This window comes from Zooshikella ganghwensis DSM 15267, from assembly GCF_000428585.1.
GTDB lineage: Bacteria > Pseudomonadota > Gammaproteobacteria > Pseudomonadales > Zooshikellaceae > Zooshikella > Zooshikella ganghwensis.
In genome coordinates, this window is sequence record NZ_AUAF01000046.1 from 20,120 (window position 1) to 31,655 (window position 11,536).

Sequence of the window (11,536 nt, forward strand, 5' to 3'; positions counted from 1 at the left end):
CTATTTGTTTTGAAATATTGTGTAGGAAGAGTAATTAATGACTGAGTTGGTGACATCTCGTATTGAGCAAGTAATGGACTGGCAAACCCAAGATTATGGATTTCAGGATATCGTTTACCAAACCGCAGGGGGTATTGCCAAGATAATCATTAACCGGCCTGAAGTCAGAAATGCCTTTCGCCCGCAGACAATACAGGAGTTGCAGCAAGCTTTTCATCATGCTCGTTATGACGAGGCAGTGGGCGTCATCATTCTCACTGGTGCGGGTGATCTGGCTTTCTGTTCAGGGGGTGATCAACGGGTAAGAGGGGAATATGGTTATGCAGATAGTGGAGGTACACAGCATTTAAATGTGCTGGATTTACAACGGCAAATCCGCACGTGTCCAAAACCAGTGGTCGCTATGGTCGCCGGTTATGCCATAGGAGGAGGCCATGTACTGCACTTGGTGTGTGATTTAACCATTGCCGCTGACAATGCTCGTTTTGGTCAAACGGGTCCAAAAGTAGGCTCGTTTGATGGAGGCTATGGAGCAAGTTATTTAGCTCGTATTGTTGGTCAAAAGAAAGCCCGGGAAATATGGTTTTTATGCCGTCAATACGATGCACAGCAAGCACTGTCTATGGGCTTGGTGAATCATGTGGTGCCGTTGGCTGAACTTGAAAAAGAGACCGTCGCATGGTGTCAGCAAATGCTAGAAAATTCACCGATGGCATTACGCTGTTTGAAGGCTGCATTAAATGCGGACTGTGATGGGCAGGCTGGTCTTCAGGAGTTAGCGGGTAATGCCACACTGTTGTTTTATATGTCAGAGGAAGCACAAGAGGGAAGAGATGCCTTTTTAGAGAAGCGTCCTCCAGCGTTTACAAAATTTAAACGTAAGCCCTAATGGCCAGGTGCATTCGTCGTATTTGCTTGAGCCGTTACCAGATTCCTTTAAGTGGAACTAAGCCCTTTGCCAATCAAAATCACTTTCGTGAAGGATTACTGGTTAGCATTTGGGATTCGGATGGCTTTTGTGGGCAAGGCGAAGTGGCACCACTGGCTGGCTTTAGTGATATGGATTTAAGTGCTTGCCAGGCCTGGTTAGTAGAGCACTTAAGCTGTTGGTTAAATAAGTGTATTCCTCAATACTGGGACTGGTTACAGCAGCCAAGTTTCTATCAGTGGCACTCATCTCCCGTCCCCAATAGTTGTAGGATGGGGCTGGAAGCCGCTTGGCTTGAACTGGTGCGTCAGCAGCCACTTTCTATTGGTAATAAAGCTATTATTCCCCGTTGTGCATTGATCACCGATCTGCCTGAGTGGTTATTAGCGGAAAAATATAAAGGTGCTAGATGCTTCAGTAATGATTGGTCGATTGAAGGGGAAGACCCTATAAAGGCCATTAAAGTGAAAGTCGGCCATGAACCTTGGCAAGCAACAAGAGTGCAGTTGCTGTCTTTAACAAAGCAAATCTCTTCAGCATTAGTGCTTTGCTTAGATGGTAACCAGGCGATGGCCCTTGATGATTCGGTGAACTTAGTCGATAGCCTGCAAGTGTTTTATTTTGAGGAGCCACTAAGCCGTAATAGACAGCTAAGTGAGTTCTTTCAACGAAGTGGCGTAGCTTATGCCTGGGATGAAACTTTACAGGCCACTATTCATACTTCAGCAGAATGTACACAAAGTAATGACCAGCGGGGGGCTTCAGCCACGACGAGTCTAGTATTTGCAGAGCAAGCAAGCTGGCACGATGAAGGTTTGTCGACAGTTGTATTAAAACCTGCATTGTTGGGTGGTTTATGGCAAACCCAGCAGTGGGCTGAGTTGGCTACAAAAGCAGGCAAGTCTGTGGTGTTAAGTTCTGCGTTTGAGAGTAGTTTAGGTATTAGTCAGCTGGAGTGGTTTGCTACTCAGCTGCCAGGGTTAGCCTGGGCAGGATTGGATACCTTACAGCTGATGCAGGCCAAGCTTGAGCGTACGCCTAGAATGTGGAGTTGCCTTAGTTCACCAGGGGCTTTACCTGCAGCCAGTCAGGAGCTGATATGGACTCAGTAGCTTCAGAGAGAGACATGTTTTTTTGCCCTGTTCGTGCTCAAGCGATTCATCACCCTGACCGTGCTGCCGTTTACCTTCAGCATGAAGCAGTACTAAGCTACTCAGCTTTTGACCACATTGTCTCTGCTGTTCAACGGCAGCTAGTGCAACAGGTTGCTCCTGGTGGTCAGGTTGTTATCCAACTGGGTCACTCATTGCAACAGGTGATTTTGCTTTTGGCATTATGGCGTTGCAGGGCAGTAGTCATTCCATTAAATCCAGCTATCTCTGCAGGTGCCACCACACATCTTGCTGGCAAGGTCGATGCGTGTTTTGCCTTTCCTGAATCTACAGCAGATGTTTTACAAGTACCTCTCCTGCAAGTCACTTTTCCTGATCATTCAGCGGAGTGGCAAAGAGATGAAAGCCAAAACTTGCCAATTGCTCTTGGTAAAGAAAATCAGCCAGTGACGCTGTTATTTACCTCAGGCTCCACTGGTGAGCCTAAAGTCGTTGCTCATAGTTTGCGCAATTATTGGGCGAGTGCTTTGGGAACCCTAGCGGAACTACCCTTGCAAGCAAGCGACTGCTGGTTGCTTTCGCTGCCCTTATACCATGTGGGTGGCTTAGCAACGTTATGGCGCGTGTGGCTGGCAGGTGCTGCCTTAGCCATTGCAACTGATAAGGCTCATCAGTTAGCGGTGTACTTGCAGATGCCAATTACGCATAGCTCACTGGTAGCAACCCAGCTGCAGCGTTTATTAACACAGGGGTTATCCAGTGACTCAGGGCAATTAAAGACTATTATCATGGGCGGAGGGCCTGTACCTGACTCATTATTAGCGGCTTTACCTGCATCTATTCAAAGCTGGATGAGTTATGGGCTGACTGAAATGACCGCTATGGTAACTCTGGGACGTTGGCAAGGTGGTAGTCAACAAGCTGGTAAGTGTTTACCTCATCGGCAGATTAGGCTGCATAACAATGGTGAAATTTGGGTTAGGGGGGAAACCTTATGTCTTGGTTATTGGCAGCAAGGAAAAATTAAATCTGTAACCAATAAGGATGGCTGGTTTGCGACCAGAGACATAGGTCAGTGGCACCCTGTGGAGAGATCGTTACGACCAAAACAATTAAAAGTATTAGGTCGACTCGATGCCCAGTTTATTTCAGGGGGTGAAAATATCCAGCCAGAGGCAATTGAGTCCATACTGTATCAACAGCCTGGCGTTCAACGTGCATGGGTATGTGCTATCGCAGATGATGAGTTTGGTCAGCGTCCTGCTGCAGTAGTTGAAGTCTCAGCGGCTTGTCACTGGCAACCAATGTTGTGGCAACGAGCAATTACTGATCAGCTTCCCAGCTTTTCGGTGCCTGATTATTGGCTTGAATGGCCTGAAGACCTGCAGGCTGAAGGCTTAAAAGTGAGCAGGCGCCAATTACAAAAATGGGCACAGCTTCAGCTTGAACTTATTGCTAAGTGTTAACAGGCCCTAGAAACCTGAGATTGAGTGAGTATTTATGGCTCACACTATGCGGCTATTTTGGGCTGTTCAATATCCTCCTGAGCAAGGGAAAAAACTTATTGCTTGGCTGAAAAAGCATACAAACTCCTGTGTTCACCCCAAAGTATCAGGCGTTCGCTGGCTTGATCCTGCATTTTTACACTGTACTTTGCACTTTATGGGTGCCTTTCCTATAGATGCTATTCCCGCCATGGTTGAGCAAGTGAATCTGTTGATCCTAAGGGGAGAGGCAGGCATGTTCCAGGCAGAACTAGGACCATGGCATTTATTGCCAAGGCCTGCAAAAGCTAGGGTTTTAGCTTTGTCTCTTGAGCCTAAACTAGAGCTGCGTGCATTGGCTGACTTAGTACGAAAAGCTGCAATAAAAGCGCAGAGTGCAACAGTTATGGTAAGGGATGGGGAAGGTGCTCAGCATTACACTCAACAGGCTGCAATGCATTATCAAAGAGCAAACTATAAAAAAGCATTCTTTGCTCATTTGAGTGTGGCTCGGGGTAAACCTGCGTCTTTACAGCAGTTATACCCTGAGCTTGTTGAACTACCAAAACGTTTACAGGGATTCACAGTTGAAAAAATAGTACTGATTGCCAGTGAATTGCATTCTCGCGGTGCTCAGTATGATGTGGTGGCCACCGTAGCCCTAGAGCGTGCAGAAGACATTTAATAGGCAACGGCCGCGGCACTATAATCTTCCGTTAGATTAACCGAATAAGCTAAGCCATAAATACGCATTTCAGTCATTAGCTGCTGATCTGGTAGTTGCTGATAATGCTTGATTAATAAAGCACGATACACCGCAGTAATGATTTCATCGCTGAGTTGCCGAACCTGCTGACGTGAGTAAACACCTTGTCCAATAAGAAACTGCTGAATAACTTCGCTATCTGTACTGCGCTGCATAATCGTGTCAACTAACGTCACAATAAGCTTGTGGGTAGTACTATCCTGGTGAGCGCTTAAAGCAGGCATGATCAATCTCCTTATCGTTCATTGGCTGGTGTATGTATGGCTCAGTAAAGGATTAGAAATAACACATCTTCATTCTGAGTATGCTATATAACCTAAAGAAGCATAGCACTACTACAGGATGACAGTGATGATTAGTCACTTTATTAAACTTTATAATTACAATGATGATCACTTGGATAAGTATCAGAAGCGGCGAATTGCAGTGGAAGCAGCATTAGAACTTATTAAGGTGAACGCTTCCAGCAGTACCAATTTGTCGACCGATATGAGTCAACTGGAGCGTTACGTTAACTTAATTCAAAATGCGTTGGATCCTGACCAAAAAGCGCCCTGATGTAGCTTGAGGTTGTCAAGCAAGCTGCTCAGTGCGAATCATTACTGGTTTGCAAAGCCTTTTGCCAGATAAAGCGTTTTATCCTCACATCGTTTTATCAGTGTGTGATTATGATACACACTGATGATTTCATCATTGAGACAATCCTTTTGTGCCTACTTTAATCAGCAAGCAAAACACAAAAAGGTTATGACGTAATTAACATAGCTTGGGTGTGCTGGTTAAAAAATACACGTTTAAGTGTTTTTTTTGCATAAAAAACGTGCAATATACCTTGTGTGTGTTTACTTTATTTCGATATAAATTAACATAACGCTACAGTACGAATACAATCTTAACTAAAAGCGAGTAATAAAGTGTACTGTTGGCGCTAATGTACCAGTTTATTTATAAGTAATATCTAATTAATGGTTTGGTAAGCGAGTAAGTATGATATATACGTTATCTATACATAATGATAAAAGTGATAGGTTAAGGGTGTAATGCAGGGAGAAACATTTCACTCGTAATAATAAAATATATAGCTGCGGCTAAATGGTTGAGTGGCTGCTTAGCCTAATAATAAATATATCGAGAGATTAGCACGTGAATGTGTATACGACTAATAAAGTGTCTGAGTATAGAATGCTAATTAATTTGCTACTAACAGCAGGCTAGTGCTTATATAGTAGTATTTTCAGTCTTAGCTGGATATTCAAATGTAAATAATCAGCCTATAAATATCCAGTTAATAAGAGAAGTTAATACTTTGTTAGGTACAGTTACATAATGAGTGCGGTATAATTGTAGGTTTACAGAAGCTGGTGTAGCTTAATTAATTTATAATCCTATAGCTGATTATGCCAAAAACGAAGGGTTTTAAACGGGACTAGTCTGGTTAATTAAGACTAGCTCCACTAAAAAAGATCCGTCATCGGTATGTTATAGAAGTATAGGGTTGCACTTTGACTATCTGTAGTGTAATCGCGTTGTTCTGCCTAGCAAGACTTGGGGAAATGCATGGCCTTACTTGAAGTAAATAATTTAAAAATAGAATTCCCTTCCCGTCATGGTGTAGCTGTAGCAGTGGAAGATGTAAGTTTTGAAGTTAATCCAGGAGAAATTCTAGGACTCGTTGGGGAAAGTGGTGCAGGCAAGTCTACCATTGGTAATGCCATTATTGACTTGCTTAGTCCTCCTGGAAGAGTAGCGGGTGGAGATGTTTTTTTAAAAGGTGAAAAAATATCAAGCTTACCTGCAAGCCGCATTCGTCAAATTCGTGGTGCAGAAATAGGTTTTATTTTTCAGGATCCGATGACATCGCTTAATCCATTATTTACGGTTGAAGAGCAGTTAATGGAAACAATATTGGCCAATCTTGATGTTACTCAAGAGTCGGCTAAGCAGAAAGCGCTGAACATGTTGGAGCAGGTGGGCATTCCGGAGCCTGAAATACGCATAAAACAATATCCTCATCAGTTCTCTGGAGGTATGAGGCAACGAGTAGGTATTGCCATTGCGTTGAGTGCTGACCCAGCCTTGATTATTGCTGATGAACCTACTACAGCCCTGGATGTTTCAATTCAAGATCAAATACTGCAATTAATTCGGTCGCTCTGTAAAAAACGTCAGGTTGGGTGTATTTTGGTCACTCATGATATGGGGGTGATTGCTAATATCACGGATAGAGTGGCGGTGATGTACCAGGGGAATTTAGTAGAGAGTGGGACCACCGAACAGATATTACAGCGGCCAGAGCACCCTTATACTAAAAGTTTAATCAGTGCAGTGCCTCGTGCGGATGTAAAGCTCAAACGTTTTCCATTGGTTAATTATATTGAAAAAGCCAGTGTAGGGTTTAGCCAGATCGATGTTTCTAATCACTGGTTAGGCCAAACAAGTGCAAGTGATGTTTCTTCTGTTGCTAAAGGGGAAGATTTACTTCGTGTAGAACATGTCAACCTTCGATTTATTACTAAAAACGCACTGCTGGCAAAAAACCGTCGTTATATTCAAGCCTCAGATGATGTTTCATTTACGGTAAAAAAAGGTGAAACATTTGGTCTTGTTGGTGAAAGTGGCAGTGGTAAGTCGACCATTGCGCGAGTCATTGCCGGCATATACCCTCCTGAGTCAGGTCGTATTTTTTTTGCAGACCAAGAAATTAGTGCGATGAGTGAGCGTGAACGCCGGCCAATACGACGACAGATTCAAATGGTTTTTCAAAACCCCTATTCATCAATGAATCCTCGCATGAGAGTACAGGATATTATTGCTGAGCCTATTTATTTTCATAAACTGGCGGGTAGCCGAAAAGAAGTGGAAATGATTGTAGGTGACTTGCTTGATCATGTTGGCTTAGGGCGACGAGCAGGCATAAAATTTCCCCATGAATTTTCAGGGGGGCAGCGGCAACGTATTTCAATAGCGCGAGCGTTAGCAACACGCCCACAACTGCTTATTTGTGATGAGCCTACCTCTGCACTTGATGTATCAGTGCAAGCACAGATTTTGAATTTGCTGAAAGACTTGCAGGATGAGCTGGGTTTAACCATGTTATTTATTTCCCATGATTTACCTGTCATCCGGCAAATGTGTGATCGTGTCTCAGTGATGAGATACGGAAAAATTTTAGAACAAAATGAAACTGAGGCGCTGTTTATATCGCCACAGCATGACTACACCAAAAACTTACTCGCACTAATACCTCATATGGATCACTTATCTCGTGAGGGATTAATGGTTCAGCAAGGGTAAGTTACCCATATGATAACGTGGGTAATGTTCTGCCATCTGATTATTTTATTTACAGAAAATAGCTGTTGAAATAATGGATGAGTAGAAATGAAATCTTATGATAATAATAGGAGTAGAAACATGAGAAGAGGAGCTGCCTTATTAGCCAGTGCGTTATTGGCTACAACGCTTAGTGCGGGGGCTTTCGCAAAAACCTTGAAGGTTGCCTATGATGCTGATCCAGTCTCACTTGATCTGCACGAACAACTGTCGGGTGGTACACTGCAGCTGTCGCATATGGTGGGAGATCCACTGGTGCGTTGGACACAAGAGTTAAAATTTGAAGGTCGCTTGGCTGAGCGCTGGGAGCGTATCGATGATCGAACTATGCGTTTTTATCTGCGTAAAGGTGTAAAATTCCATTCTGGCAATGAGTTTACCGCACTAGATGTTAAATGGACGTTTAACCGCCTAAGAACCAGCCCAGATTTTAAAGCGATTTTCGCGCCTTTTGAATCTGCTAAAGTGGTAGATCGTTATACCATTGATCTGGTAACGAATAAGCCTTATCCGTTGCTGCTGAACGTAGCCACTTATGTTTTCCCTCTAGACAGTAAGTTTTATACTGGCTTTGACGAAAATGGTAAATCCAAGGATGCCCTGGTAAAACATGGTAATTCCTATGCTTCTCGTAATTTTTCTGGCACAGGCCCATTTATTGTGACGCAACGTGAGCAGGGTGTGAAAGTTGAGTTTAAGCGTTATGATGATTATTGGGATAAAAAATCTCCAGGTAATGTTTCAGAAATTATTCTGACCCCGATAAAAGAGGATGCAACCCGCGTATCTGCGCTATTGGCAGGTGATGTTGATTTTATCAGCCCTGTGCCTCCAACAGACTATGACCGCTTAGAAAAAAGCGACAAAGTGGATATGGTTACCCTCGATGGAACACGGATTATCACTTTTCAGTTAAATCAAAAACGTGTGGAAGCCTTTAAAAACCCTAAAGTCCGGTTAGCCATTGACTATGCCATTAATAATGCAGGTATTGCTAAAAAGTTAATGAAAGGGTTGGGGACACCTGCTGCTCAGCACAGTCCTAAAGGGTACATGGGGTATTCAGAAGATATTAAGCTGCGATATGACTTGAAAAAAGCTAAGCAACTTATGAAAGAAGCAGGTTATGAAAAAGGCCTGAAAGTAACAATGATGGCGCCTAATAATCGTTATGTAAATGACGCCAAAATTGCACAAGCTGTGGCGAATATGTTGGCTAAAATTAATATTCAGGTTGACTTGAAAACCATGCCAAAAGCGCAGTACTGGCCTGAGTTTGATAAGCGTGCAGCAGATATTATGATGCTTGGCTGGCATGCGGATACCGAGGACTCAGCAAACTTTATAGAGTTTCTGGCGATGTGCCCAAACTCCGAAACAGGCTTTGGTCAATACAACAGCGGTAACTACTGTAACCCTGAAGTAGATAAATTGGTATTACAAAGCTCAGAAGAGACAGATCTCGCTAAACGTCAAACCCTGCTGCAGAAAGCAGAAAAAATTCTCTATGACGAAGCAGCATTTATTCCTTTACATTGGCAAGACCTTGCTTGGGCTGCAAAGAAAAATGTTCAGTTAGCACCTGTTGTTAATGTCATGAACTTCCCTTATGTAGGCGATCTGGTCGTTAAATAATTCGCTTTTTTTAATGCACGCATATATTTTCTAAAAAATATATTGCGTGCAGCTCATAGGCTGTGGTTGTCAAGTTATGATCATATTTTTGCTAAAGCGTCTGCTACAAGCAGTTGTGGTGATGTTTATCATTAGTCTGATAGGGTTTACGATTAAAGATTCGTTAGGTGACCCTGTCAGAGAAATGGTGGGTGAGTCTGTATCAGAAGAAGAGCGTGAGGCATTACGTGAAAAACTAGGGTTAAATGATCCATTTATTGTGCAGTATGGTCGGTTTCTAAAGGGTGCAGTGCAAGGTGATTTGGGACAATCTTATTTTTATAAAAAGCCTGTAACTGATGTCATTTTATCTAAATTGCCAGCAACGCTAGAACTGGTATTTGGGGCAACACTAATCATTATATTTTTTTCAGTCCCTCTCGGTGTGTACTGTGCCATTAAGCCAAGAAGCTGGCTTACAAAGTTCATTATGGGTGCAAGCATTGTCGGTATATCTGTCCCTGTATTTCTAACCGGCATTTTTTTGATGTTTATTTTTGGTGTGATACTTGATTATCTTCCTGTTTTTGGACGTGGCGAATTAATCTCAGTATGGGGACCCTGGGAAACAGGTTTATTCACACTTGATGGTTTAGCACACTTAATTTTACCAAGCATCACATTATCGAGCTTAATGCTTCCATTATTTATTCGATTAATACGCTCTGAAATGACAGAAGTTTTGCATAGTGAGTATATCAAGTTTGCCTGGGCAAAAGGTCTGGATAAATACCGTATCTGGTTCCGTCTGGCACTTAAGAACACCATGCTACCTGTGATCACTGTCGGAGGCGTACAGATAGGCACTATGGTAGCGTATACCATTTTGACAGAAACCGTTTTCCAATGGCCTGGAATGGGCTTTATGTTTCTGGAAGCTATTAACCGAAGTGATACACCGCTGATTATTGGATACTTAGTTTTTGTTGGGTTAATCTTTGTAATCACCAATACGTTGGTTGATTTAATTTATGGGTTTATAGATCCAACAATTAAAGTGGCTGGAGGTAAGTAATGAATAGCGAACAGTCGCTTTGGGGACGTATTAGTAACTCGAATGTGTTTTATCATTTTGTTCGAGATAAAGTTGCTTTTATTAGTGCTTCAATTTTATTGTTAATTATTTTGGCTGCTATTTTTGCACCCTTATTAACCTCACATAATCCGAATGATCTCGCCACATTGGATGTCATGGATGGCGAGATTCCACCGGTTTGGACTGAAGAGGGTGATGAGCGATTTTTACTAGGTACAGATGATCAGGGGCGGGATATTCTGAGTGCCATTCTTTATGGGGCAAGAGTATCTTTATTAATTGGTATTTGTGCTGTTGTTTTGCAGTGCTTATTAGGCGTGATTATTGGTTTGGTAGCCGGTTATGCAGGCGGCCGAGTGGATAGCTTGTTAATGCGTTTAGCGGATATTCAGCTGTCTTTTTCGTCTCTTATGTTGGCGATTATTGTGCTGGCTTTTTTTCGTGCTTTTGTCGGCGGTGATTTGTACAGTCAGTTTGCAATGGTGATACTGATTTTTGTCATAGGTGTTGCAGAATGGCCGCAGTATGCACGAACTATACGTGCCTGTGTACTTGCCGAAAAAGAAAAAGAGTACGTTCAAGCAGCCCAAGTTATGGGCTTTACAACAGTACGCATTATGTTTCGTCATATTCTGCCTAATTGTTTGTCTCCAATTTTTGTCATCTCCACCGTTCAAATTGCCAATGCAATTATCAGTGAAGCGGCTCTTTCCTTTTTGGGACTCGGCATGCCGGTAACCCAACCTTCATTGGGTTCATTAATTAAAAGTGGGTTTGATTACCTACAGAGTGGGCAGTGGTGGATAACGATAATTCCTGGTCTTTTCCTTATTGTTTTAGTGCTGGTCATTAACCTGTTAGGTGATTGGTTGCGTGATGTACTAAACCCGAAACTGTACAAAGGTTAGTTTTTCGTTATACGCAACCTTATATTTACGCGATGCTCGACTTTTATTAGTTTGAAATGACAACCCCTGACCCCAACCTTTGTTTTGCCGAAACAAATTCAAAGGGACAGGGGATGTCAGTAGAAGAGTTTATCATAGCAGTTTATTGCTGGGTTGATGATACCTTTAATGATTTACTTAAAGGCCAGCGATTACGTGAACGAGGGACTATGCCTTCCCTTTCTGATCCTGAAGTGATTGCAATGGAGCTCATCGGCGAGTTTTTTGGGCTAGATGAAGATACACATATCTGGCG

The 11,536-nt window shown here is 42.8% G+C and carries 10 protein-coding genes and 1 pseudogene; 10 read left to right on the top strand and 1 reads right to left on the bottom strand.

Going from position 1 to position 11,536, the window contains the following annotated elements:
* The first annotated feature begins 37 nt into the window (after positions 1-37).
* From menB to F607_RS0111945, 4 genes are read left to right on the top strand one after another with little or no spacing between them, the layout of a single operon-like run.
* The gene (gene menB, locus F607_RS0111930; protein ID WP_051311382.1) at positions 38-889 is read left to right on the top strand and encodes a 1,4-dihydroxy-2-naphthoyl-CoA synthase; all 852 of its coding nucleotides are present in this window, start codon (positions 38-40) and stop codon (positions 887-889) included.
* Positions 889-2,040 carry a hypothetical protein gene (locus F607_RS0111935; RefSeq protein WP_027708275.1) on the top strand — a complete coding sequence of 384 codons (1,152 nt, stop codon included), beginning with the start codon at positions 889-891 and terminating at the stop codon, positions 2,038-2,040. Before menB ends, F607_RS0111935 begins: the two co-directional genes overlap by 1 nt.
* Positions 2,028-3,506, top strand: coding sequence for an AMP-binding protein (locus tag F607_RS0111940; RefSeq protein ID WP_051311384.1), 1,479 nt, complete (start codon positions 2,028-2,030; stop codon positions 3,504-3,506). The genes F607_RS0111935 and F607_RS0111940 overlap by 13 nt, the downstream gene beginning before the upstream one ends.
* Positions 3,507-3,540: 34 nt before the next feature.
* Complete coding sequence (locus F607_RS0111945) at positions 3,541-4,209, top strand: 2'-5' RNA ligase family protein (RefSeq protein WP_157365446.1); 669 nt, start codon at positions 3,541-3,543, stop codon at positions 4,207-4,209.
* On the opposite strand, the gene F607_RS0111950 is transcribed toward F607_RS0111945, so the two are convergent.
* The gene (locus F607_RS0111950; protein WP_027708278.1) at positions 4,206-4,514 is read right to left on the bottom strand and encodes a hypothetical protein; all 309 of its coding nucleotides are present in this window, start codon (positions 4,512-4,514) and stop codon (positions 4,206-4,208) included. The genes F607_RS0111945 and F607_RS0111950 overlap by 4 nt on opposite strands.
* A gap of 127 nt (positions 4,515-4,641) precedes the next feature.
* On the opposite strand from F607_RS0111950, the gene F607_RS0111955 reads away from it, so the two are divergent.
* The 6 genes and pseudogenes from F607_RS0111955 to F607_RS29390 form a co-directional block, all read left to right on the top strand.
* The gene (locus F607_RS0111955) at positions 4,642-4,848 is read left to right on the top strand and encodes a hypothetical protein (protein WP_027708279.1); all 207 of its coding nucleotides are present in this window, start codon (positions 4,642-4,644) and stop codon (positions 4,846-4,848) included.
* A 999-nt stretch (positions 4,849-5,847) separates the two neighbouring features.
* Positions 5,848-7,584, top strand: coding sequence for an ABC transporter ATP-binding protein (locus F607_RS0111960; protein WP_027708280.1), 1,737 nt, complete (start codon positions 5,848-5,850; stop codon positions 7,582-7,584).
* 120 nt (positions 7,585-7,704) lie between these two features.
* A complete protein-coding gene (locus F607_RS0111965) occupies positions 7,705-9,258 on the top strand; it encodes an ABC transporter substrate-binding protein (protein WP_027708281.1) in 1,554 nt (517 codons plus the stop codon).
* A gap of 76 nt (positions 9,259-9,334) precedes the next feature.
* Complete coding sequence (locus F607_RS0111970) at positions 9,335-10,312, top strand: ABC transporter permease (RefSeq protein WP_027708282.1); 978 nt, start codon at positions 9,335-9,337, stop codon at positions 10,310-10,312.
* Positions 10,312-11,241: an ABC transporter permease gene (locus F607_RS0111975; RefSeq protein WP_027708283.1), complete on the top strand. Its 930-nt coding sequence runs from the start codon at positions 10,312-10,314 to the stop codon at positions 11,239-11,241. Before F607_RS0111970 ends, F607_RS0111975 begins: the two co-directional genes overlap by 1 nt.
* Before the next feature lie 113 nt (positions 11,242-11,354).
* A pseudogene (locus F607_RS29390) lies at positions 11,355-11,536 on the top strand (IS982 family transposase); the annotation flags it as partial.

Bases quoted from the DNA above. Each gene is read 5' to 3' on its own strand.
- menB (WP_051311382.1), top strand. From the start codon at position 38: ATGACTGAGTTGGTGACATCTCGTATTGAGCAAGTAATGGACTGGCAA.
- F607_RS0111970 (WP_027708282.1), top strand. From the start codon at position 9,335: ATGATCATATTTTTGCTAAAGCGTCTGCTACAAGCAGTTGTGGTGATG.
- F607_RS0111965 (WP_027708281.1), top strand. From the start codon at position 7,705: ATGAGAAGAGGAGCTGCCTTATTAGCCAGTGCGTTATTGGCTACAACG.
- F607_RS0111955 (WP_027708279.1), top strand. From the start codon at position 4,642: ATGATTAGTCACTTTATTAAACTTTATAATTACAATGATGATCACTTG.
- F607_RS0111950 (WP_027708278.1), bottom strand. From the start codon at position 4,514: ATGCCTGCTTTAAGCGCTCACCAGGATAGTACTACCCACAAGCTTATT.
- F607_RS0111975 (WP_027708283.1), top strand. From the start codon at position 10,312: ATGAATAGCGAACAGTCGCTTTGGGGACGTATTAGTAACTCGAATGTG.
- F607_RS0111960 (WP_027708280.1), top strand. From the start codon at position 5,848: ATGGCCTTACTTGAAGTAAATAATTTAAAAATAGAATTCCCTTCCCGT.
- F607_RS0111935 (WP_027708275.1), top strand. From the start codon at position 889: ATGGCCAGGTGCATTCGTCGTATTTGCTTGAGCCGTTACCAGATTCCT.
- F607_RS0111940 (WP_051311384.1), top strand. From the start codon at position 2,028: ATGGACTCAGTAGCTTCAGAGAGAGACATGTTTTTTTGCCCTGTTCGT.
- F607_RS0111945 (WP_157365446.1), top strand. From the start codon at position 3,541: ATGGCTCACACTATGCGGCTATTTTGGGCTGTTCAATATCCTCCTGAG.